Here is a 23,484-nt window from a genome sequence, read left to right as displayed (position 1 = left end):
ATCAAATCTCACGCCGTTGTTGAATGCCCATCAGGCCCTGCGGGCGGAAGGCCAGCAGCACGACAATCATTATGAAGGCCACCGAGGTCTTGTAGTGGCTGCCCAGATAGCCGCCGGCGAGGTTTTCAGCGACGCCGATCATCAGCGCTCCGATCACGGCCCCGCGGAAGGAATACAGTCCGCCGAACACGGCTGCCACGTAGCCCTTGATCAAAATCTCGTCCATCATTTCAGGCGACACATAGATGATCGGTGCCATCAGGACGCCGATGAAACCTGCGATCGCGCCTGCCATGCACCAGGTCAGCGTCACGATGAACTTCACCGGAATTCCCATCAGGTGGGCTGTCTCGGGATCATCGGTGACCGCGCGCATGGCGATACCTTGCTTGGTTTTGGTGAAGAACCACCACAGCACCCCGCCGATCAGCAGGGCAACTCCCATATTGTACAGGTGTCCCTTGCTGACCAATGCGCCGAACAATTCCACCGGTGTCGGATCGAAGTTGACCGGAAATGCCTTGGTGTCGCGTCCCCATATCCATCCGGCAAAGCCATGCAGGATATAGTAGACGCCGATTGTCGTGGTGAAGAGCGTCAGCCAGTCTGAGTCAGCGACCGGCCGCATGATGACACGTTCAACGAACGCGCCGAGGAACATGCAGGAAGCCACCACCAGCAGCAGCATGGCGAAATAATTCAAGCCCCATTCCTTGAGGAAAATGATCCCCAGGAATGCGCCGATCATTGCAAAGTCGCCTTGCGCGAGATTGATGGTTCTTGTGTTGCGAAACACGACAACCACTGCGATCGCCGTAAGGGCATAAAGGCTCCCCGTCGCAAGCCCGCTCAATATCTGCTGGCCTAGCATGGTTCCTCCCAAATTTTTGCTGCCCGCTTTTGCGGGTCAGTCAGGCTTTGGACTTCAGACCAGTCAGTCTTCGTTGGAACTCTTCAGTTCAGTATCCAAAGCATCTGGAAAAAGTGCCGCTAAGTTGCCAAAGGTTGCATTCCCCAGAATCGGCCCCCCCTTTCAAATTCCTGCAATGACGATGTCTCGCGGGCGGAGGGAAATTGGGAGCGTTCTCATATTTGGCGGAAATCCGGGCCGGAATGGCACGCGAGGTGTAGCGAGCGCACAAAAAAAGGGGCGGAAGTTTTCCGCCCCTGTCATTACCTGTCAGACCTGTTCAGGCTGATTGACGCAACTCGCTTTGCGCAGGCATTGTTGTTTTCAGTTCAATCAGCACCGGATAGGTCGACTGCTCGTTCTGTATTTCAGTGAGGTACCGGTTTTCCTGCGCGCGCCTGGCGACAAGAACCGGGTCGGTCACGGCAAGCGGCGACAGGGATTGATTGGCGACCCACGCAAACGGTTCAATGCCAGCACGCCGCAGATCGGACTGCAGCTGTCCTGCCTCATGCACAGGCGTCGCCTCCGGCAGGGCGCACAGGACAATCCGGGTGAAGTCGCCGTCGCGAAGCCGCGGCAGCAGCTTCAGGACAGAATCCGACACCGACTTGGCCTGACGGCTGACCTCCTTGTGGTAGGATTGCGCAGCATCCAGCAACAGGATCGTATGGCCGGTCGGCGCCGTGTCCATGACGACGATCCGGTCTGTTGCCTCGTTCACGGTTTCCGCGAAAGCCTGGAACACGGCGATCTCCTCGGTGCACGGCGATGCCAGGTCTTCTTCCAGCAGGGCCAGGCCGTCCGCATCCAGGTTTTTGCCTGTGGTTGCCAGGACCCGCTCACGGTAATTGGCCACCTCCTCTTCGGGATCAATACGCGACACCTTGAGGTTTGCCGGTACATCGCCGGCAGCGTCCGCAACATGGGCTGCCGGATCGGTCGTGGTCAGCAATACCTTGCGCCCGCGATTGGCCAGCTCCCGGGCGATCTCTGCTGCGATGGTCGTTTTTCCAACACCGCCCTTGCCCATCGTCATGATGACCCCACCGTCGCCATCAAGCTTGTCTACGAGCTCGTCGAAGCTCGACCAGCCGCCAATGTCGGGGGCTTGCGCTGCAATCTCAGGCAGCTCGAATTCGGGGATGAAGAAGGCTTTCAATGCCTCCATGCCCACAACCTGGCGCGGACGCAGCGGCAGATCGATGCGAGGCAGTTTGGCCAGGGCGTCCGGAACGGATTCAAGGGCCTCCTGGCCCCGTGCCTCAAGGCCGACCGCAATTGCATCAGACCTGTCATTTGCCTTGAACACCCCGTTCACCACGAGTTGCTGATTGGTGATGTCGAGATCCAGAAACTCTTCTGCGGTCCGAGCCGCTTCCGCCAGCGCCGACTGTTCCGGGCGTGAAACCAGGACCACAGTTGTCTTGGCTGAATCCGACAATGCATCAACCGTCGATGCGTACAGGTCGCGCTGTTCAACCAGACCCTGCAGCGGACCGAGGCAGGACGTGCCCGCGCTGGCATTTTCAATGAACCCCGACCATGCCGTCGGCAGGGTCAGCAGGCGCAGCGTATGCCCGGTTGGCGCCGTGTCGAAAATGACGTGGTCAAATCCGGCAATCGCGTCCGGATCCCCAAGCAGGCGGGCGAATTCATTGAAGGCCGCGATTTCAACTGTGCAGGCCCCCGCCATCTGCTCTTCCATCGCAGCAATTGCAGTTTCAGGCAGGATGCCGCGATACGGCCCGATCAGTTTTTCGCGATAAGCTTCAGCAGCGGCCTCGGGATCAACGTTCAGGGCGAAAAGGCCAGGCGCTGTGGCAATCTCTGTCGGCTCGCCACCGATCGACTGGTCAAAAACCTCTTCCAGGTTGGATGCCGGATCGGTCGAGACCAGAAGCACCTTTTTGCCGTCACCGGCCAGGCGGACGCCTGCCGCACAACTTGTCGATGTCTTGCCGACCCCGCCCTTGCCGGTGAAGAACAGGTTGGGCGTCGTTTTTTCCAGGAATGTCATGTTTTGTCCTATCCGCAACAGCTGCTGGCGGTTTTGTCAGTGTCCGATGCAGCCTGTGCGCCGTCATCCTTGATGCCAACCGACGCAAGCAACTCCGCCCGCCCGGGATAATCGCCCTTGGACAGGACTTCATCTCCGACAAAAACGATCGGCAGGCAATCCACGCCTTCGCTGTCCAGGAGCGATTTCACAGTGGTGTTCTTTACATATTCTCCCGGCTGGTGGCCGAGGGTGAAACGATCTACGGATACGCCGGATTTCCGGGCTTTTTCCAGGGCGCTGGAAAACTGTGCAATGGCTTCGTCCGCATCGGGGCCGCAAACGCCGGTCGAACAGCACTGGGCGGGGTCGTAAACTCTGATATTTGCCATGATGGGGGTTCCTTCCTCTCAGGCTTGGTTGACAAATGATGCCGGGGTGTCGGCGGATTCCTCTTCCGCCCCGGCACAGCAATTTTCCAGCAGGTAGGCACTCAGCGCATAAACCGCGCTGATATTTGCCCGGTACAGGTTCTGACGGCCGCGTTTTTCACGCATCAGCAGGCCTGCCGCCGTCAGGATGTTCAGATGAAAGGCCAGTGTCGCCGATCCTTGCCCAAGCTCCTCGCCAATTCGCCCGGCGATTGCACCATCAGGTCCCATGCGCACCAGATATCTAAGAATGTCCAGGCGGGTTTCCTGCGAAAGAGCAGCGAGTCGATTCAATACAGTCGTTTTCTCCATATCTTTAGAGTTATCGAGATATCGAGCGGAGTCAAGTGACCACTGGTCTGTTCGGATCTATTCAAACTCAGGCCAGCCAACCCACCCGGCGGGAATGTCCAGGCGGTAGTTGTTGGAATGCGTGCCGATATCCCACCGGGTGTAGAGATCGCCCAGGAAGAAATACAGCTTGTTGTTTTTCAGGGCGGAACTTCTGTTGGGCCAGTTCACGCTGACACCGCACAGTGGAGCAACGGTCAGACCGCCGGTCCAGCCTTGCCCGATTTTTCGCGGATATCCGTCGTCGCTTTTCGTTGGCAGTGCGCCGTCCGCAACGGTGAAGCGCGTGTATTCATCGCCGCGAAACACATAGACGGTCTGGCTGTCACCACGATCCACATAGATCGGCGCAAACGGGCCGCCGGAGCTTGCCGCGCACGGCAAAAGAGTGCCAACCGGCGTTGTTGCTTCATCGACCTTGTTGGTTTTCACGTCCCAGCCGACAACGCTGTCCTGGCCCTGAAAGAAAAACCAGATCTTGTTGTGCCAGCCCGGGACATGGATGGCGCCGCAAAGATCAGAGCCTGGAAAATGATCCTGCAGACCGGGCCAGCCTTCGGCAATTTCCATAGGGTAGTCCGGCCACACCTGTTCTTTTTCGATATCCCAGCGGATGTACTGGCGCTTCTTGAAGAAATACAACGCATGTGCCGGCCCGGTTTTGGCCGATCCGGTCCAGTCGACATGAACTGCCGCCAATGGTCCGATCATTTGTTCCCGCCGAAACGGTCGGCACCGTCAACAACCACTCCCGGAAAGCCTTGCATGCCCTGGCTACCGCCCAGTTTTCCGGCAACCTTCCTGCGGTTCTGCTGCGCCAGCTCGGCAAGTGATCCTGACTTGATGGCCCCGGTCGGACACACTTCCTCGCAGGCGCGCGGCATGTCGTGCGGGCGTTCGCTGCCCGGCGTCTGGCAGAAATTGCATTTTTCCATCTTGCCGGCCATCGCCGTCAGCTGTGGTGCATTGAACGGGCAGGCCCAGGCACAGAAACCGCAACCAATGCACACGCTGGGGTCGACCAGAACAATGCCGTCTTCACCGCGCTTGCTGATTGCGCCCACTGGACACGCAGTCTGGCAGGGTGCATCTCCGCAATGCATGCAGGCCATGGAAACGTTCATTGCCTGGACATCCGGAAACTCTCCGGTTTCGACCTTGACCACCTCCCGCCATCTCGGGCCAACCTCAACCTCGTTCCAGGTCTTGCAGGCGATCTCACAGGCGTGACATTTGACGCAAAGCTCGGCTGCGAAATAGAATCCATGTTGCATGTGTCAGCTCCTGATTCAGGCCGGGCGCACCCGGACCTTGCATTCGTTGTAGCAATTGGCGCCGGTTACCGGGTTGGTGTGAATTTCCATCAGATTGTTGGAATGGGCACCTTTGCCCTTTGCAACAGATCCCATTGCCCAATGGCCAAAGCCATGGCCATGCCGTATCGACACGGCGCCCGGAACCAGTCCCTGCACGACCTTGGCGCGGATGGTGATATTGTCCTTGGGGCTTTCGATGACGACCATCTGGTCATCTTCGATGGCGTATTTCGCGGCGTCGCTGGCGTTGATTTCAACCCAGTTTTCCGGACAGATTTCCATCAGCAACGGGTTGTTCTGCGTCACGATATTGCAGTGCATCGACAGTTTTGAATGCGTCACCTGCAACGGATAGTCGTCATCCGGCAGCACGCTGCGCTCGGTGTATTCGGGATAGGCATTGAAGCCGGCATCCGCATAGGCATGGGAAAAGATTTCGATCTTGCCCGTCTTGGTCGCCAGGCAGTCAGGCAGCTTGTTGAATTTGGGCGGCTGCGCCCAGAACCCGAGCTCTTTCAGTTTTTCCAGCCCGCCGGGCAAATCGGCCGTGGCGGTTTTGGCCCAGTCTTCCCAGTGTTCAAAGGCGAAATGTTCACCCCATCCCATCTTCTGGGCAATCCCCTTGGCAATCTCGTAAGGCGGTTTGGATTCACCGATCGGCTCGATGGCCGGCTGGCAGATGATCGCTTCGGCACCCAGCCAAAGCCCCTGGCGAACCTCCGCCATTTCGTAAAACGACGTCTCCGGCAGCACGATGTCACATTCAAGGGCGGTTTCGCTCATCAGCACTTCACACGCCACGGCCAGCTCGAGGTTCTTGAACATTTCAAGCATCTTGTCGCGATCAGGATCGCTCATCACCGGGTTGGTGGACTGCACGAACAACGCCTTGACCGGATAGGGATCGCCGTCGATCACCGCCTTTGGCAACTGGGCGTTGGGCAGGTCCGGCGCGATTGGGTATCCCATGGCCGCATGCAGCGGCTCTTTTTTGGGCTTGCGCTTGGCCTTTTCCGGAATATCAAGTGGCAGGCCGACCGGCGCCCAGTCTTTCAGGTGCAGGTTGCCTGGGCCGTCCACCTGGCCGCAAATCGCATCCAGAATATAGCACGCCCTGCCGGCATCATTGCCATTGGTATAATATCCGGAGCCTTTGAAAATGGCTGACATGGCGGGTTTCGTGGTGGCAAACTCACGCGCCAGGCGCTTTATGGTTTCAGCGTCGACGCCACAAATTTCCGCCGCCCACTCCGGGGTGTAGCCATTGTCTTTCAGGTGGTCGCGGAACCCGTCGAACCCTTCACAGTATTTTTTGACGAACTCCTTGTCATGCAACCCCTTGGCAATGATGTGCTGGCACATGGCCAGGGCCATGGCACCGTCGGTGCCCGGATTGATCGGGATCCATTCATTTGCCTTTTGCGCGGTTTCGGTGAACGAGGGATCGATCACAATAATCTTGGCGCCACGTTTTTTCGCCTCGAGCACGGCACGGCTTTCAAACAACCCCTGGTTGGCGCCGAGCATGTTCATGCCCCAAAGCACGATGTACTTGGAATTGGCGAAGTCGTGCATGGGGAATACGTGGCCGAACAGGGTCAGGCAGGCAGACCGGCGGTCCATTTCACATCCCGACGTGTGCGTATACATGTTCGGCGAGCCGTAGAGATCGCCGAGAAGGTGGCGGTAAAACTGGGTGTTGGGATCATGGTGGCAGGTTAGCGCGACCGCCTCGGGCCCGTGTTTTTCCGCGATTGATTTCAGCTTGTCGGCAATGAAGGTGAAGGCTTCATCCCACGAAATGCGCTTGAACTCGCCGTGCTGGCCTTTGGCATTGGTGCGCAGCATCGGGTACTTCAGCCTGTCGGGATCCTGCGTCATCCACCAGCTGGCCATGCCCTTCGAGCAACGGGTACCGATGTTGTTGGGCGCGTCTTCATTGCCTTTGACATAAACGACCTTGTTGTCGCGGACATAAACCTCGGTTGGGCAATTCCACGGGCACGAGTAGCAGAAACTCTTGACGAGTTTCGCGTCCTTAATTTTCGCTATGCGGTCTGATAACTTCACGCCCGGATTTGACACAGCAACCTCCCAATGGTGTTCAGTTTCGGTTCACCCCCCGTGTCCGAAATTCGTTGCATGACCGGCCCGGGGCCGAGGAACCGGAGACAGGCTCAGGGCCGGTGACAGGTTAACCGTATACGCTCACGCATATGGTGGTCACACACGCAGCGAATACCCCCCCTTCACAGTCGGTATGATCGGCCTTGAAACATGCTGCTAGGGTTTCGGCACAGCTCGTTGGGTGACCCGTGCGGGCAACAGGATATGCGACGTGCTTGCGCTGCGCTCAACGAGGTTAACATGCTGAATTTTGAAGACGAAAACCCGATTGTAATCGGTGAGAACATCAATACGACACGTCGCATTCGAGCCGATTCCAAGAACATCGTGAAGAAGGACGGCAAGGTTTTCTGGCGCTATCCGGCGCTGGATGGCGGTGACGGGTTTCTCGACGTCACGGAACAGTACCCTGAAGACGAAAAGCAGGTTCGCTCGGCCCGCATCGGCCATATCCGTCAGGGCGTCAAGGATCAGGAGATGGATTTTCTCACCTGGGCCATCAAGGCGCAGGTCAATGCCGGTTCCCACATTATCGACCTGTGTGTGGACGAGTTGTCGGTGTACCCGGAAGAGCGCCACGAATTCATGCGCTGGATCGTCAAGACCGCCCAGAAGATTTGCCCGGAGGTTTCCTTTGCCGTCGACAGTTCAGACCCCGACACATTGCGCGCCGGTCTGGAAGTCTACGACATGTCGCTGTCGCGCCCGGCCATCAATTCGGTCAGCCTGGAAGCTGGCCGCGATGTCGTCATCGACATCGGAAAGGAAGCCGGCGCCCTGATTTTCGCCAATGGATCAGGTGATTCCGGCATGCCGCAGGATGAACATGAGCGTATTGCGAACCTGACCAAGCTGATGGCAATGATGGATGAAAAGGGTGTTCCCGTGCGCGACCGGTTTCTTGATCCGCTGGTCTTCCCGGTCGGGGCAGGGCCGCACTTCGGCGTGCATTTCCTGAATGCGGTCAAAGGCCTGCGTGAGAAGTATCCCGACGTCCGCATTTTTGGAGGCCTGTCCAACGTCTCCTTCGGACTGCCCCGGCGCAAGCTGCTGAACGACGCCTTCATTCGCCTGTGCATGGATGCAGGATGCGATGCGCTTATGATCGACCCGTTGATGAATCCGCTGGAGGAAATCCTGAAGCCGCCAGTTGATCAGGCCGAGTATGAAAGAGCCGCAGCCGTCATGACGGCAGAAGACGAGTACGGCTTGAAATACCTGAAATATGTCAGGGGCCAGGCTGCGGCCTGAGTGTAATCACTGTATTGCAGAGACTTGCGGCGGCCCGTGTGGTCGCCGCAATTTTTTCAGCCGGCCTCCAGCAACCTCGCTCGCGCCACCGTCTCCGCGTGATCACAGGCGTCGCAGGTAACAAGTGCGCCGACAATGCCGCTCGGGCTGATATCGCCACCGATTTCAGCCGCATTGGTTCCGTGCTTTTCCCAGATCTTGACGATGACATCCTGATTGCCGCACGAAACACACTTTGTGCCCGTGCCATACATGTCCGCAAACTTCTGTTGCTCTTCCTTGGTCAGATCCCGGCTCATTATTTCCTCCTTCAAGCAAACTTCTAGATCAGGTTACGCATGTCTTTCTGGCGCTGCGCAATATACGATCGCACAGCGAGGTTTGCCCTGTCAGAATCCTTGCAGCGAATGGCGTCCGCCGCCTCGATCGCCATGTCCGAATGGGCTTTGGCGAGCGCACTCCAGTCACCGCGCGTCTGTGAAATATAGAACCACAGCCGCAGGTGCAGATTGAAAATCCGCGGGATCGTCTCCTGGATATACTGGTTCTTCGATGCAGCGCCCAGGGCATCGTAAAACGAACGGTCGACGCTCACATACTTGTCGACATCCTGTCCGCCGGCCAGCTTCTCCAGTTCCCTGGCGATTTCCGTCAGCTTGGCCGATTCTTCATCGGACCGCCGCAGGCTTGCCAGACGGGCCGCTTCGCCGTCAATCAGGGCCCTGAACTCATAAATGCTGCGCGTGCTGCTCGCGCTGATCTCCGATACAACGACGCCACGATGCGGGTAATGAACGGTCAGTCCTTCGGTGGCCAGGCGCTGCATTGCTTCGCGGATCGGCGTCCTGCCAATACCGGTCTCCGCCATGATGTCGCGATCCAGCAGGACAGCGCCGGGCGGCAGTTCCAGTCGAATGATCCTCTCAGCCAGCAGCCAGTAGGCACGTTCTGCCTGCGACCGGGCGGGGCTGTCTTTCGTAGCCGTGGAGATCATGGTGTCGGCGCCTCTAAAACGTGCGAGTTCTCCAGCAGAGCGGTGAAGAAATCCGGTTCAATTCCGTCCCCGATGAAAACCAGATAGTGCCGGTCGCGCGGGTCGGTCGGGGTTATTTCTACGCTGCCCATGGCGACCTGAACAAGATGGTCCTCGCCCTTTATCCTCACGAACCCCTTTGAACGCCACAGGCTGTCCGGTGCTTTCGCGTAGAGTTCGATCAGCGCGTCGCGGTCGATATCATCGGGAACATCCAGGACAAAGGAGTCTGCCGGCGCATGCAACGCATGATGATGGTCATGTGCGTGATCATGATCATCATGGTCATGGTCATGGTCATGGTCGTGGCTGTGTTCGTGTTCGTCCGCTTCCCAGTTTTGCAATGCCATGCTCGGTGGACCATCGAGAACCTCGTTCAGGTCAACATCACACCGCTCGGCGAACCGGATTACGGCGTCCGGGTTCAGGTCCTCAACCTCGGATTGCACTTGCTTGAACAGATCGACGTCGCCCATGTCGAGCTTGTTGAGGATCACATAGTCCGACTTTTCCACCTGTGCCTCGTAGAACGGCCCGAGCATGGTGCGGATTTTCAGGAATTTCGGCGCATCGACAACAGTCACCATCGGACCGACTTCAAATCGGTCGGCAAATTCCTCCTCTGCAAACGACGACATGACCTGTTCCGGTTCAGCAACACCGGTGGCTTCGATGATGATATGATCAATGTCGGACTTCGCGTCCAGTTCCAGGACAGCTGCTTCCAGTGAACCCTTCAGCGTGCAGCACAGACACCCCGTGGACAGCTGCACTAGGTCAATGCTGTTGCCCTTGAGGATTTCGCCGTCAACGCCGACATCGCCGAATTCATTCACAATCAGCGCCAGGCGCCGTTTCGCGCCGTATTCGTTCAAAATCCGCGCTGCCAGGGTCGTCTTGCCCGATCCAAGAAAACCAAACAGCATATCCACTCGTGTTTTCTTCATACTGCAATTGCCTCATCTTGCTGTGAAACAACCTGTAGGCCCGGTTCGCCGAAATTCATGCCGTCAATGAACAGCTCCTGAAAATCGGTGCGCGCGGCCAGTGCCACGTGTTCGATTGTTCCCACCAGGGTTTCGGCGCGATCAATCTCTGCCTCTGAAAGTGTCGCCATCTGTGCACCCATCAGCGCAGCATTGCCGGCATAGGTGATCCGGTCAGGGTCCATTTCCGGCAACAGGCGGATCCTGACCGCGCTTTCGATATCGACATAGTTTCCAAAACCGCCGCAAAGCAACAGTTCATCCACGTCGTCCGCGCTTACATCCATGGCCTTCATCAGCATCATCACGCCGGAGAAAATCGCCGCCTTGGCCAGTTGCAACTGGCGCACGTCGCCCTGGGTCAGGGAAATATCCTCATCCTTGCCGCCCTGTGTTTCCCAGACCAGCACGAACTCCTGGCCGTGGTCGCTTTTCCGGATTCTGGCAGCGACCGCTTCCGGCAGGTCGTCGGTGGATTTGATCGACCCCATCTTGTTCAGAACGCGCGCGTCCGACATCCGCGCGCAAGCTTCGATCAGGCCGGACCCGCAAATGCCCACTGCTGCATCGCCGCCGATGGTCTGGCAGGCCACGTCATCTGAAATGGTCACCCGCTCGATGGCGCCAACCGCACCGCGCATGCCGTGGCGGATTTGCGCTCCCTCGAACGCCGGCCCGGCGGGTGCGGAACAGGCAATCAGCTTGTCTTTCGAGCCGAGAACCATTTCGCCATTGGTGCCGATATCGACCAGCCCGCGCACCGTGTCACTGTCGTAAATCCGGGTCGACAACACACATGCCAGTGCGTCTGCGCCGACAAATCCCGCCAGGATCGGCAAGGTGCAGATGTGGGCACGTGGCGCGGTTTTCAGCGGCAGGTCGGCCGCGGCTATGGTCTGGGCGTCGCGCACCGCCGGTGCATATGGCGCAAGCCCGAGGTAGCTGACATCAATGCCCAGCAGGATGTGATGCATGCAGGTGTTGCCGACAATCACGATCTTGTAGACATGTGCGGCAGACACATCCGCCTTTTCTGCCGCCTGCCTGACCAGGTCGTTCAGACCGCTCAGCACCTTGCCGCGCAGTTGTGCCAGGTTTTTCGGCTTGAACTGGGCATAAGCGATCCGCGACATCAGGTCGGCCCCGAACGGTGCCTGCGGGTTCAGCATGCCGACGGCGGCAAGTTCTTCGCCGGTCTCAAGATCCAGCAGGGACCCCACGATCGACGTTGTCCCGATATCTATGGCCATGCCATAGGATTTGCCGGTGGTGTCTCCGACCTCGATATCGACAATTGCGCCGCGAAACAGGGTGACGGTCAGCGCACCTTTTTGTTCACGCAGTTTTGCCGGCAGCTCCTGCAGCAATGAGCCATCCACCCGGCGCGATTTCAACGGTGCTCCAACCGCCATGAACACCTCTTCTATGTCACTGGTCTGGTGGTGTTCCGACACCGGTGCATTTGCCGTTATGGCTATCTTCTCGACACCGGAGATCAGGTCTAGCGATGTTGTTTCGACATGACCGCCCAGCAACTGGTGCCCGGATTCCGATTTCGGCGGCATTGGCTTGATCACCGTATCGGCGACAATGCGGGTCTGGCAGGCCAGCCGGAAGCGTTCGCGGATTTCTTCATGTCCAAGCTGGACAGTGTCGGCCACTGTGGGCGGCGGCATTGATCCGTCAATTATCTTGCAACGGCAGCTTCGGCAGCGCCCGCGCATGCCGCAGGTTGCGGTGATTTCAACCCCGGACCGGTGCGCGGCTTCCAGCAGGGTTTCGCCACGGTCGGCGGTGATGGACTGTTCCTGTCCATCATCGTCCCTGATCCGGAGTTGAACTGTATCAGACATGGAATGGACCTATGCCCATGCTCCTCTCTCGTCGGTGATCAACCGGCGGGCCAGCTTGACCGCTTCCATCGCATCACGGCCCCAGCCGTCCGCACCGCATTCGTCGGCCCATTCCTGGGTCGTCGGTGCACCGCCGATCAGGATGTGCACCTTGTCACGATGCCCGGCCTTTTCAAATTCGTCGATGGTGACCTTCTGATAGTAAACGGTCGTCGACAACAGTGCCGAGAATCCGATCATGTCGGCATTTTCCTCGGCGGCGGTCTCAATGAATTTATCCGGATGCACATCGGTGCCCAGGTTGATCACGTTGAAACCGGCGTTTTCCAGCATGATGGTCACGATTGACTGGCCGATATCGTGCATGTCACCCAGAACCGTACCCATCACAAATGTGCCGAGCGGCTTTTCGTCATTGGCCGCCAGCAGCGGCCTGATCAGCGCCAGTCCGGCCTTCATGGCGCGGGCGGTTATCAGCATTTCCGGAATGAAAATGATCTGCGCGGAGAAGCGGTCGCCCTGCAGGTTAAACCCGGGAAACAGGCCGTCGTCCAAAATCACACGCGGGTCGATGCCGGCGTCGATGGCCTGCTGAACACGATCATGGGAGTAGCCATGATCGCCTTCCTCTACGGCTTCCCACAAGGTTGCCCATTCCCAGCCGTCGACGGCCCGTTCTTCCCAGCCTGTGGGTATTTCGAGCACAGGTTCGCTCATAATAGTCTCCTCAATTCAACGGATATTTGCCGTAGGTCCCAAATTCCCGCTGGGCCTCGATCAATGTGTAGATGTTCTGGATCGGAACATCGGCGAGAATGTAATGGGACGGCGAGAAGATATATCCGCCTCCGGTGGCCAGGTTCTTCATGGTCTCAAGAACACCGTTGCGCACGGCTTCAACCTGGCCGCGCGGTAACAGGTTCTGCACATCGAACCCGCCGATCAGCGACAGGTCATTGCCGTACTTGCGCTTGATGCCGACCTGGTCCTTGTTGCCGCCGGTGGGTTGCATCAGGCCAGACAGGTCGACGCCCAGCTCGACCATGTCCGGGATGATCGGTGAGTAGTCACCACAAGAGTGCAGCTTGATGAACAGGTCGTTGTTGGCCTTGCGGAACTCCTTGAACATATAGTCGAACCTGGGCTTGGCCAGTTCGCGCCACTGGTCCGGCGAAATCATCATTGCCTGCTGGGCACCGACATCATCGCCGACGCGGATCATGTCGACCCCGAGCGCAATCGCGTTCTTGCCAAGTTCGGTGTAATATTCAGTCAACCCGTCCAGAACCTTCTTGATCAGTTCCGGCTGGTCAAAGGTCATCAGGAAGAAGTTCTGCGTCCCGACGATGTGGGCGTAGGCCGCCTCGATCAGTGTCGATGAGAGGTCGACGATGATGTAGTAGTCGTCCTGGTATTTCTCGCACAGCTCCTTGATGGGAGCGAGCATGGCCGGGTCGGCCGGATCCGGCCAGGTATAGTTCTTGAGCTCTTCTTCGGACTTGATCGGGTGAAAGTTCGGAAAATTTTCCGGCACGATCTTTGCCGGACCCCAGAACTCCTGGGTCTTGGCAAATTCCACCTCTTCTTCAGGGGTGCGGCCTTCCAGGCCGGATTTGCCGTAGCCGACGCCGAAGTGGTTGTGCCAGGTCTCGCCTATGTCGATGTGTCGGTGCGAGAAGTCTGCATTGATGCCGATCTGGTAGATGATCGCATCATTGCCAAGCCGCAGTTCCAGTTCCGGATTGTGCTTGCGCCCGGTGGCGGCGTCATCGATCCCGTAGATGCGCGCCAGCTTGGCCTTGGCTTCCGCCTTCATTCTGTACAGGACAGGAACCCGGTCGACCGGCTCTCGCCGAACCGCGCGCGCAAAGCGTTCCCTTGGTGAAAGTTCCTTCATGGTGCTGGTCCTCTCGGCTTTGGATAATATATCAACTATATATTCTTAGCACAGCCCGGGAGCAATTCAACACCTAATTCATATCAGTCCGCTTTAGGCGTCAGACCGAATACACCGGAGCGCGACATCTTCGGCGACATGGCGCACATCTGCGACAGGGAGACCGGAAGCTCCGCGTCGCCAAACATTTCAAACAACTGTTTCTGCTGCCACAGGTCCCAGCTCACGCGACTGTTCCCGTCAGGGCTGGGGTATTCGTATCCGGGTCCCATCCGTAACGACACATCCCACCCCTGGCCGGCAAGTTCCTGTTTGAGATGCCGGGAGAACTGCCTGGTGGCGCTTTCGATCGTGAGCCAGCCCACAGTCTCCAGAAAAAGCGCATCCAGGGGTTCGAAAACCTCATCCACAAGGCTGATCACTTTGTTGTCCAGGTCGGGACCTATGGTCATCACGAAAGCCACCAGGTAGTCGCAATCGGACAGGTGTCTTTCAAACGCAGCGCATTGGAATTCAATTCCGCCGGAAACAGACATTCGGTCGTTTTTTAGCGATTCTATGGGCAAAATGACGTATCTTGCGTCCGGGGAGGCCAACAAGAGGGCGCTCTTGCAGGCATCTTCCGCAGCCTTGACTATGATTGGCCGTATCTTTGCCGGATCGCGGTACTTGTGCACCCTCAGAACGCGGGATGCCTCAATCGGCGGTGGTGGACACACCCAGGAACTTACAATGTCATTTTGAATCATTTAACCAAATCACCTGCTGGAACAACCTCAACTTTTGGCGATGGCAGCCGCCTTGATGTCATCGTATTTGCCTTCGATTTCAGCCGCCAGATTTGCCGCAGCCTGTTCGGGGGCATCGTCGGAATCAGGTTGCTTTTCCTTGCTCCAGTGCAGAAGGTAATCATCCGATCCATCCAGTTTTCGCCGCATCGCAACCAGGTCAATCAGTTCCTGAAACCGCAGGCTCAGTTCTATCTTGTGCTTCTTCGGCCCGTCGCGTGCCTCAACTACTGAGGGTATTTCTTGCCAACACAAGAGGGTAAGCTTGGTCATTTTTTCATCCTGGTACTGGATCAGATAAACATATTATATATAGATTATATATTTTGTGAACCCATTACGGTGTAATCATGACACCAGATCAGCTCAGATCCATCACCGCACACACGTCGCCACCCCTGGTACCTGAGATCATGCTGGCAGGCCTTCCGCACCACCACACCTTTGAAACCTTCAGGACGCAACATCAGGCTGTAATCGGGGTTGCGACCCCGTACTGGCTGGTTGCGTGGCCCGGTGGCCAGGGGCTGGCGCGCTATCTACTGGACACCCCGAAGCTGGCATCACGCAGGCGGGTTGTTGACCTGGGCTGCGGTAACGGCCTGGTCGCAATAGCCGCCGCGATGGCTGGTGCGCCATCAGTGCTTGCAGTCGACGTCGACGCGAACGCCCTGGTCTGTGCCGAAGAGAATGCCGGTCTCAATCGGGTGGACATCGAAATCGAGCAAGCGGATCTGAGAGACTTTACGCCAAGCCGTGGCGATCTGATTTGCGCCGGAGACCTCTGGTATGACCAGGCGACCGGACGGCAGGCAACCGGATGCCTGGCCCGGCTGCGGGATGGTGAATGTGCAGCCCTTTATTGCGACGCTGGCCGGTCGTATCGGCCCCGGTCCGGGGTAACATGCCTGAAGACCTATGACTTGTCCGCCTCTCCGGAATTTGAAAGTGCCGCAAGACTGTCCATACGGATTTGCACCCTGGATGCGGCGAACATTCATTCGATGCATGCCGGGCATGTGCCACAAGTCTAGGCCATTCAATGAAACTGTGACGAGATTTCCCGACGATTAGGAAAATACCCATTTTTGCGGGGACCTCATGGCCTGGAAACGATTTCCGATTCCGGAGTTTGATCACCGACCCTTGCGGGGGCTGGCATACTCTCCGCCGGTGCCGATTTCAAAAGCGGACGAAGACGGCCTTGTGGCTGCGGTATTGTCCGGCGACGAGTCGGGCGTGGGGGCCTATGCGGTCGAGCCGGATGCGGAGTTGCTGAAAAAACTATCGTTCAACGGTGACCACCGCCAGATGATCATGTGCATACTGCCTGCCGGCGACTGCCGGCTGCTTGGCCGGTCGATGGCCTGGTACAATCAGCGCGCCTATGTGCTGGACGGCAATACTGCGGATGCGGAAATCATTCACGAATGGCGCACGCCACGAACCCACAACACGCGGCTTGGCCCCGATGACGGGGTGTCGCTGGACCGGCAGGTCATCTACCTGCTCAGCGGACGCATCCTGGAAGACGAGGATCGCGGCAACCGGGTGATGATCGACGCTGACTGGTCACCCGGAAACGGCCGGTCCGGGTACCGGATCCTGGCGGGTTGTGACAAGGGCGATGACAACTTTCACGACAGCTGCCTGATGGTCAGCTGGCCGCAATAGCCTAGTTCCACGACAATTCCAGGACCCAACAAGATGCACCAGGTGCTCTCAAGCCAGTCTGACGTCTCACTCGAAGCCCGCAGCATTATCGATCTGATGTCCGGGTTCACCGTCGAAACCACCCCCGCGTCCGCGGCCAAGGTTGCCGACTTCCGTACCATGCTGCGGCCCGGGACCACCGTTTACATCACTTTCCTGCCCGGGTCCGATTACAATGACACAGTAGCCACCGCGAAGCGCCTGCGCGATGAAGGTTTTGAACCGGCACCGCATTTTGCCGCGCGCTCAATCGAGAGCGTTGCCATGTTTGAGGATTATCTGGCCCGTGTGGCAGGCGAGGCCGGGGTCGATCATGTGCTGGCAATAGCCGGCGCGCTGGACAAGCCGCTTGGACCCTATTCAGACTCGACCCAGCTTCTGGATACCGGATTGTTCGACAAGCACGGCATCAGGCAGATCGGGGTGGCCGGCCATCCGGAAGGAAGTCCGGACATGTCGGACAAGGCCATCGCCGATGCGCTGGCATGGAAGAATGCCTATGCCGGGAAAACCGACGCCGCAATGCACATCGTCACCCAGTTCGCATTTGAAGCCGCACCGGTCATAGCCTGGGACAAGACCCTGCGTGCAGCGGGCAACAACCTGCCGATCCGTGTAGGTATTCCCGGCCTTGCAAAACTGCAGACCCTGATCAAGTACGCCGTTGCCTGCGGGGTCGGCAACTCCATCAACTTTCTTAAAAAACAGGCAGGCAATGTCACCCGGCTCGTCAGCCAGCAGGAGCCCGACCAGCTTGTCCGCGATCTCGCGCATTACAGCGCAACGGACCCGGACTGCGGTATCGAGGGCGTTCACATGTATCCGCTTGGCGGCCTGCAGAAATCAGCGCAATGGAGCTTTGCCGTTGCGGACGGTGCTTTCGAACTGAACCGAAAAGGCTTCAAGGCAAATCCATAGTCACAAACCGAAAAACGGCACAGGTGAAATAGGTCCATGACAGACAGCAAAAATCGCTCCCGCGTAAACCGCCGTCAGGTTCTCTCAATCGGTGCCGCTTCAGGACTTGCCGCCGGACTGGGGTCAAAGATGCAGGGCCCGGCACAAGCTCAGGCCAAGCCCATGCCGACTACGGAGATAGCCAGCCTGGCTGATCTGAAGCCGGGCACGGAGATCGATTTTCACTATCCCGACGATGATTCACCCGCCGTGCTGCTGGCAATGGACGGTCCCGCCGAGGACGGTATTGGCCCGGACCGGAACATTGTTGCGTTCTCGGCATTGTGTACGCACAAGGGCTGCAACGTGGTCTGGCACGGAGACCAGAAAGTGCTGGTCTGCCCGTGTCACTGGTCCAGTTTCGACCCCTCAAAGAAAGGCAGGATGGTTATCGGACAGGCAAGTTCCGGCCTGCCTCAGATCACCCTGGCCATCGACAACGGCAAGGTCAAAGCGACCGGCGTATCCGGCCTGATCTATGGTCGCCAGACAAATGTGATATAGCCGGATGACAGACACCCCGCTGCCCCCCAGGAACGCTGAAGAGTTCAACACGGTCTGCCAGTTCTGCATCGTCGGGTGCGGGTACAGGGTTTTCAAGTGGCCGGAAGGAACCGATGGCGGGGCAGCTCCTGACGAAAACGCGCTGAATATAGACTTTCGCGAACAACAACCGGCGCTGGGTACCTGGGTTGCGCCCCTGGCGCACTCGGTGATTACCCAGAAAGACGGGCGCTACAACATCGCGATACTGCCGGATGATGCCTGTCAGGTGAATTCGGGGTTGGCATCCGTGCGCGGTGCCGGACTGGCCGCCAGTCTTTACCGGCCCGATGGCCCGACCAAAACCCGCTTGACGTCACCCGCAATCAGGTCAGGCACATCATCGCAGGCGGTTGACTGGGATGCAGCCGCAGACCTCGGCGCGCGTATCATCAAGGCCGTTATGGATCGATGGGGACCGAACTCGGTCGGCATGAAATTCTTCGACCATGGCGGCGGCGGTGGAGGTTTTGAAAACAACTGGGCCGTCGGGCGCTTCTTTTTTGACGGGATCAAGACCAGCTCGATCTCAATTCACAACCGGCCTGCCTACAATTCAGAGGTGCATGCGGCAGGCGATGCCGGTATTGCCCCGCTGACCAACGCCTATCTCGATGCCCAGCTTGCCGATACCATCGTGATTGTCGGCGCCAATCCGTACGAGACACAGACCAACTACTTCCTGAACCACATGGTCCTGAACCTGGCCGGGACCTCCATGGATTTGAAGAAAAGCGCCTTTCCCGGCGAGGCGGTTGCAAATGGGCGAATGATCATCGTCGATCCGCGCCGGACCATGACTGTCGCCACTGCCGAGAACGCTGCGGGAACAGAAAACGTCCTGCATCTGCAGAATGAACCGGGATCCGATATATGGCTGCTGAATGCCATAGCACGCGTCATCCGGGAGCGCGGCTGGCACGACACCGGTTTCATTCGAAAGCACACCGAAGTCCAGACCTATGAGAGCTATCAGCGCTCGACATTGATGCAGGACCGCGACTTGGACGAATTTCTCGCCGAAGCGTCGCAAAAGTCCGGCGTCGCAATCCCGGATATAGTCAAAGCCGCTGAATGGATTGCAAAACCCAAGGCCGGAAAAGCCCGGCGCCGGACACTGTTCCACTACGAAAAGGGCCTGATCTGGGGCTACAAGAACTATGAAAATGTCGCCAGTATCATCGATCTCGCCCTGCTGACCGGTAATCTGGGGCGCCCCGGCACCGGCTGCAGCCGGTTGGGCGGTCACCAGGAAGCCTATGTGCGCCCACCTGCGGCTGCCGCCAGACCCGCCCGCAATATCGACGAGGCCGTCAGGCGCGGTGAGACCAAGGTGTTCTGGGTCGGTGGCTGCAATCCGGTGCAAACGACGCTGCGCGCCGAAGCCCTTGCGGGCAGTCTGAAAGATCGCGGTCAGCTGGTGTCTGACGCACTGGCCGAAACCCGTGATCGTCCGGCAAGCGAACGCGTCATCGCGGTGGTCGAAGCCGTGAAGCAGGGCGGAATTTTCCTTATCGGGCAGGACATCTATCCAACCGCAACCACCGAACTTGCGCATCTGGTGCTGCCGGCAGCGACCTGGGGCGAGTTTGACATGACGTCGATCAACGGCGAGCGCAGGTTGCGCCTCTACCAGAAGTTCATGGATCCGCCCGGCGACGCACTGCCGGACTGGGCCATCATGGCCCGGATGGCCCGCCGGTTGCACGAGCTTTACACCGCCGACGGGAACCCGGAAATGGCAAACCGGTTCCTGGATTTTGACTGGGCCGACGACGAGGCCGTTTTCATAGACGCCAGGCACAAGTTTTCCGGCAAGTCGAGCGACCCCATGGAAGGTTATGCCGGTGTCAATCATGACATACTGCGCGCGCTGGGCAACAATGGCATCCAGACCCCGACACGACTGGTCAACGGTGCGCTGGTCGGCACCGAGCGTCTGTATGAAGACAGGAAGTTCGGCACACCGTCAGGCAAGGCGAAGTTCATTCCGGCACCGCCGCCGTGGAAAGGCTATGCCGCGGTGGTCGAAACCCAGCGCAAGAACCACAGGTTCTGGATCAATAACGGCCGGTCCAACCACATCTGGCAAACGGCGTTTCATCACAAGTACCTGGAGTTTTACCGGGAACGGGCGCCGGTTCCCTACCTTGAAATTCACCCCGCAGACGCGGCGGCGATGGCGATTGAGCCGGGTGACCTGGTGCAGGTGTACAATGAGACGGGATCGGTTCAGGCGATGGCCTATCCCGCCGATGCCGTCAAGCAGGGGCATTGCTTCATGCTGTTCGGGCAGCCCCGCGGAGCCGTGGGTGACCTGATTTCCGATCATGTCGATCCCGACACGACAATCCCCTGGTACAAGGGTGTGTGGGCCGATATCCGCCGCATAGGTCCGGTCCCGGAACTGTCCGCAACCGTGTCGTTCAAACCCACCAATTTTGCAGGATAGGCCGATGATCAGGATAGCCTTTCTTGCATTCTTTCTGGCGATTTCGCCCCTGGCGGCCCAGGACATCGTGGACGGTGGTGAGTACCAGGGACGCCAGTATGCCAATCAGAAACTCGATAATACGTCCGCGGTCGGGGCCAATTTTTCCGGCGCCGATCTGTCCGGTGCAAGTTTTCGCGGTGCTGACCTGCGAGAAGCATATTTTCGCGGTGCCGATCTGTCGGGGGCAGATTTCACCGGCGCCAACCTCGGCAATGCGGATTTGACATTTGCCAACCTTACCGGAGCAAACCTGTCCGGCAGTTTTCTGGCCCTAGCCAAAATGACAGGCGCAAAGCTTGGCGGTGCTGATCTCACGGCCGCGTTCCTGCCCGGCGCCAACCTGACCCGGGCCAAGGTGATGAAGGCTGATCTGAGCGGCGCAATGCTGCGTGACGCGAATTTGTTCCAGGCCGATCTCAGCGGTGCAAACCTGACAGGCGCGCTGCTGGGCGCGCTTACGCCCGGCAGTGATGCGCCGGCCGCAGCCCGGTTGAAAGCCGCAAACCTCACCGGTGGCATCCTGGTCGGTGCCGATCTGAAAGGCGTGGACCTCAGTGAGGCCAATTTGTCGGCGGCCGATTTTTCCGGTGCTAATCTCGCGCTGTCCATCCTGAGTTGGGCCGATGCGGCGGGCGGCAATTTCACCAAGGCAAACCTGTCCGGTGCGATTGTCAAAGGGGCCCGGTTTCACAATGCAAGTCTTGCCGGTGCCGACATGGCTCTGGTGCGTGCCGCCGGCACCGACTTTTCCAATGCCGATTTTACGGGCGCATCGCTGACCGGCGCCGATTTGACACTGGCAAACCTGACAAGCGCAAATTTCCTGAATGCCGATCTGGAAAACATTCGGACCGATGGTGCTGTTGGCAGCACGTCTCTTCAAGTGGGGAATTAAATGACAATCGAAACATCTCCAACCGACACGCCCGTTGAGAAGGCATCCAGTACACCGACCATGATGACGGCTGCTGCCGGGGAACTCTTCGGTACATTTATTCTCGTGTTCTTTGGGGTCGGAGCCGTTCAGGCTGCGGTCGCTGCCGGTGCTCAGACCGGATTGTGGCAGGTGGCGGTCGTCTGGGCCATCGGCGTGAGCCTGGCGATCTATGCAACGGCGGCCTATTCCGGTGCTCATATCAACCCGGCCATTACATTGGTCGCGATTGTCTATGATCGCATGTCGATACCACTGGGCATTGTCTACATGATCGCCCAACTGATCGGCGCCATGCTGGCAGCCCTTGTACTTTACGCGATGTTTGCCGAGGCAATCCTGGAGTTTGAACGACAGCGAGGCCTGCTTCGCGGCGGGCCGGGCAGTGAGCTGTCAGCCATGATGTTCGGTGAATACTTCCCGAACCCGGCAGTGTTCGGCACTGACGAAACCGCGTGGCGTGTGGTTTCCGAAAAACGCGCATTTATCGCCGAGATGGTCGGCACGGCCGTGCTGGCCTTTATGGTCGGCGCCCTGACCAGCGAGAAGAACATGGCCCGGCCACCGGCCGCCATTACTGCCATCATTATCGGAATTACGGTGGCGGGTATCATTTCTATCGTTGCCCCGCTCACCCAGGCTGCACTGAACCCGGCCCGTGATCTTGGCCCGAGGATCGTGTCGTTCTATCTGGGCTGGGGCGAGATTGCCATTCCGGGCCCGCGCGGCGGATGGTTGACCGTCTATGTGCTAGCCCCCTTCCTGGGTGCGCTGATCGGCGGCGGTATCCAGCGGCTCCTGGCGCGGCTTGCTCCTGCTGCCGATTGATACCGGATCAACCGGAAAGGGATACGATGGCCGATATACTCAGCGAGATGCTGGCCGAAAACGACTGGTTGCTTGCAGACGGGGCCACCGGCACCAACTATTTCGCAGCCGGGCTCAAGTCCGGCGAACCGCCGGAAAACTGGAATACCGATCAGCCTGACAAGGTACGCGACCTGCACACGGCCTTTATTGACGCCGGATCAGACATCATACTGAGCAACAGTTTCGGCGGCAGCTGTCGCAGGCTGATGATGCATGGCGCGCAGGACCGTGTGCAGGAGATCAATTCCCGCGCCGCCCAGCTGGCGCGCAGTGCTGCTGACGCCGCCGACCGTCCGGTCATCGTTGCAGGGTCACTGGGGCCAACCGGTGACCTGCTCGAACCATTGGGCATGCTGACCCGCGACGAAGCCAGGGAGGCGTTCCGCGACCAGGCCCTTGCCCTGGCAGATGGCGGGGCGGACGTATTGTGGTGCGAAACGATGTCCGCCGAAGACGAAGTCGGAGCCGCTGTCGAAGCATGTTCGGAAACCGGCTTGCCGATCGTGGTGACGATGAGCTTCGACAGCGGCGGCCGCACCATGATGGGCATCAAGCCGGCGGACTGGCCGGACATTGCAGCGCGAATGCCTGCGCCATTGACGGCTTATGGCGCCAATTGCGGTGTCGGTCCGGCTGAACTGCTCGCCACCGTGATCGGCATGGCCGATGCTGCCCCGGCCGACACGGTGCTCATTGCCAAGGGCAACTGCGGCATGCCGGAACTGACCGATGCCGGTATTGAATACACCGGCACAACCGAACTGATGTCGGATTATGCCCGCCTGGCCCGCGATGTCGGCGTGAAGATCATAGGCGGCTGCTGCGGCACGACACCGGCTCACATCGCTGCCATGCGAGAGTCTCTCGAGACCCATGTCCCGGCAACAAGGCCGTCGATTCCGACAATCATCGAAACCCTCGGTGAGGTGTCGAAGCTGGCCATGGGAACCGATGCCGCCGCGGAGGCAAAGGCGCGTCGCAGGCGTGATTAGGTCCTGATCGGACTGCGCAAAAGCAGACTGAGTTACATA

At 58.5% G+C, this 23,484-nt stretch carries 24 protein-coding genes; 9 read left to right on the top strand and 15 right to left on the bottom strand.

Going from position 1 to position 23,484, the window contains the following annotated elements; all coding sequences use genetic code 11:
- Window position 1: 1 nt before the first annotated feature.
- From DHN55_RS03325 to DHN55_RS03295, 7 genes are all read right to left on the bottom strand, one after another.
- Window positions 2-871: an ABC transporter permease subunit gene (locus tag DHN55_RS03325; RefSeq protein ID WP_108879960.1), complete on the bottom strand. Its 870-nt coding sequence runs from the start codon at window positions 869-871 to the stop codon at window positions 2-4.
- Window positions 872-1,190: 319 nt separating this feature from the next.
- The gene (arsA, locus tag DHN55_RS03320) at window positions 1,191-2,930 is read right to left on the bottom strand and encodes an arsenical pump-driving ATPase (protein ID WP_108879959.1); all 1,740 of its coding nucleotides are present in this window, start codon (window positions 2,928-2,930) and stop codon (window positions 1,191-1,193) included.
- 8 nt (window positions 2,931-2,938) lie between these two features.
- Window positions 2,939-3,301, bottom strand: a complete 363-nt coding sequence (arsD, locus tag DHN55_RS03315; RefSeq protein ID WP_108879958.1) for an arsenite efflux transporter metallochaperone ArsD — start codon at window positions 3,299-3,301, stop codon at window positions 2,939-2,941.
- Window positions 3,302-3,319: 18 nt separating this feature from the next.
- Complete coding sequence (locus DHN55_RS03310; RefSeq protein ID WP_337659872.1) at window positions 3,320-3,634, bottom strand: ArsR/SmtB family transcription factor; 315 nt, start codon at window positions 3,632-3,634, stop codon at window positions 3,320-3,322.
- 75 nt (window positions 3,635-3,709) lie between these two features.
- Window positions 3,710-4,402 (bottom strand): hemopexin repeat-containing protein, encoded by a 693-nt coding sequence (locus tag DHN55_RS03305; protein WP_108879956.1) that lies wholly within the window; start codon window positions 4,400-4,402, stop codon window positions 3,710-3,712.
- A complete protein-coding gene (locus tag DHN55_RS03300; RefSeq protein WP_108879955.1) occupies window positions 4,399-4,965 on the bottom strand; it encodes a 4Fe-4S dicluster domain-containing protein in 567 nt (188 codons plus the stop codon). Before DHN55_RS03300 ends, DHN55_RS03305 begins: the two co-directional genes overlap by 4 nt.
- A 15-nt stretch (window positions 4,966-4,980) precedes the next feature.
- Window positions 4,981-7,077 (bottom strand): molybdopterin-containing oxidoreductase family protein, encoded by a 2,097-nt coding sequence (locus DHN55_RS03295; RefSeq protein ID WP_337659871.1) that lies wholly within the window; start codon window positions 7,075-7,077, stop codon window positions 4,981-4,983.
- 297 nt (window positions 7,078-7,374) lie between these two features.
- On the opposite strand from DHN55_RS03295, the gene DHN55_RS03290 reads away from it, so the two are divergent.
- Window positions 7,375-8,385, top strand: a complete 1,011-nt coding sequence (locus DHN55_RS03290) for a dihydropteroate synthase (protein WP_337659870.1) — start codon at window positions 7,375-7,377, stop codon at window positions 8,383-8,385.
- A gap of 56 nt (window positions 8,386-8,441) precedes the next feature.
- On the opposite strand, the gene DHN55_RS03285 is transcribed toward DHN55_RS03290, so the two are convergent.
- The 8 genes from DHN55_RS03285 to DHN55_RS03250 all read right to left on the bottom strand — a co-directional run bounded on the left by DHN55_RS03285 (window position 8,442) and on the right by DHN55_RS03250 (window position 15,215).
- Window positions 8,442-8,684, bottom strand: coding sequence for a hypothetical protein (locus DHN55_RS03285; protein WP_108879952.1), 243 nt, complete (start codon window positions 8,682-8,684; stop codon window positions 8,442-8,444).
- A gap of 23 nt (window positions 8,685-8,707) precedes the next feature.
- Window positions 8,708-9,379, bottom strand: a complete 672-nt coding sequence (locus DHN55_RS03280; RefSeq protein ID WP_108879951.1) for an FCD domain-containing protein — start codon at window positions 9,377-9,379, stop codon at window positions 8,708-8,710.
- Entirely contained in the window at window positions 9,376-10,365 is a 990-nt protein-coding gene (locus DHN55_RS03275; protein ID WP_108879950.1) for a GTP-binding protein, read from the bottom strand. The genes DHN55_RS03280 and DHN55_RS03275 overlap by 4 nt, the downstream gene beginning before the upstream one ends.
- Entirely contained in the window at window positions 10,362-12,257 is a 1,896-nt protein-coding gene (locus DHN55_RS03270) for an ASKHA domain-containing protein (protein WP_108879949.1), read from the bottom strand. The genes DHN55_RS03275 and DHN55_RS03270 overlap by 4 nt, the downstream gene beginning before the upstream one ends.
- A gap of 9 nt (window positions 12,258-12,266) precedes the next feature.
- Window positions 12,267-12,974 carry a cobalamin-dependent protein gene (locus DHN55_RS03265; RefSeq protein WP_108879948.1) on the bottom strand — a complete coding sequence of 236 codons (708 nt, stop codon included), beginning with the start codon at window positions 12,972-12,974 and terminating at the stop codon, window positions 12,267-12,269.
- Window positions 12,975-12,984: 10 nt separating this feature from the next.
- Window positions 12,985-14,154, bottom strand: coding sequence for a uroporphyrinogen decarboxylase family protein (locus DHN55_RS03260; RefSeq protein WP_108879947.1), 1,170 nt, complete (start codon window positions 14,152-14,154; stop codon window positions 12,985-12,987).
- Between the two features lie 83 nt (window positions 14,155-14,237).
- Window positions 14,238-14,690: a hypothetical protein gene (locus DHN55_RS03255; RefSeq protein WP_337659869.1), complete on the bottom strand. Its 453-nt coding sequence runs from the start codon at window positions 14,688-14,690 to the stop codon at window positions 14,238-14,240.
- A 240-nt stretch (window positions 14,691-14,930) separates the two neighbouring features.
- Window positions 14,931-15,215, bottom strand: a complete 285-nt coding sequence (locus DHN55_RS03250) for a virulence factor (RefSeq protein ID WP_108879945.1) — start codon at window positions 15,213-15,215, stop codon at window positions 14,931-14,933.
- 77 nt (window positions 15,216-15,292) lie between these two features.
- Here DHN55_RS03250 and DHN55_RS03245 point away from each other — a divergent pair, with 77 nt between their 5' ends.
- The 8 genes from DHN55_RS03245 (at window position 15,293) to bmt (ending at window position 23,445) form a co-directional block, all read left to right on the top strand.
- Window positions 15,293-15,976, top strand: a complete 684-nt coding sequence (locus DHN55_RS03245) for a 50S ribosomal protein L11 methyltransferase (RefSeq protein ID WP_108879944.1) — start codon at window positions 15,293-15,295, stop codon at window positions 15,974-15,976.
- A 67-nt stretch (window positions 15,977-16,043) separates the two neighbouring features.
- Window positions 16,044-16,616 carry a hypothetical protein gene (locus DHN55_RS03240; RefSeq protein WP_108879943.1) on the top strand — a complete coding sequence of 191 codons (573 nt, stop codon included), beginning with the start codon at window positions 16,044-16,046 and terminating at the stop codon, window positions 16,614-16,616.
- A 33-nt stretch (window positions 16,617-16,649) separates the two neighbouring features.
- Window positions 16,650-17,573, top strand: a complete 924-nt coding sequence (locus DHN55_RS03235; RefSeq protein ID WP_108879942.1) for a methylenetetrahydrofolate reductase — start codon at window positions 16,650-16,652, stop codon at window positions 17,571-17,573.
- Window positions 17,574-17,609: 36 nt separating this feature from the next.
- Window positions 17,610-18,116, top strand: coding sequence for an arsenate reductase (azurin) small subunit (locus DHN55_RS03230; RefSeq protein WP_108879941.1), 507 nt, complete (start codon window positions 17,610-17,612; stop codon window positions 18,114-18,116).
- Between the two features lie 4 nt (window positions 18,117-18,120).
- Window positions 18,121-20,607, top strand: a complete 2,487-nt coding sequence (locus tag DHN55_RS03225; protein WP_108879940.1) for an arsenate reductase (azurin) large subunit — start codon at window positions 18,121-18,123, stop codon at window positions 20,605-20,607.
- A gap of 4 nt (window positions 20,608-20,611) precedes the next feature.
- Window positions 20,612-21,544: a pentapeptide repeat-containing protein gene (locus tag DHN55_RS03220; protein WP_108879939.1), complete on the top strand. Its 933-nt coding sequence runs from the start codon at window positions 20,612-20,614 to the stop codon at window positions 21,542-21,544.
- Window positions 21,545-22,411, top strand: coding sequence for an aquaporin (locus DHN55_RS03215; RefSeq protein WP_108879938.1), 867 nt, complete (start codon window positions 21,545-21,547; stop codon window positions 22,409-22,411). It begins immediately after the preceding gene.
- 26 nt (window positions 22,412-22,437) lie between these two features.
- Window positions 22,438-23,445: a betaine--homocysteine S-methyltransferase gene (bmt, locus tag DHN55_RS03210; RefSeq protein ID WP_108879937.1), complete on the top strand. Its 1,008-nt coding sequence runs from the start codon at window positions 22,438-22,440 to the stop codon at window positions 23,443-23,445.
- The last annotated feature ends 39 nt before the right edge of the window (window positions 23,446-23,484 follow it).

Source organism: Anderseniella sp. Alg231-50 (assembly GCF_900149695.1).
Taxonomy (GTDB): domain Bacteria; phylum Pseudomonadota; class Alphaproteobacteria; order Rhizobiales; family Aestuariivirgaceae; genus Anderseniella.
Note: the sequence above shows the minus strand (reverse complement) of the source record. Positions and strands in the feature narration are given on the sequence as shown.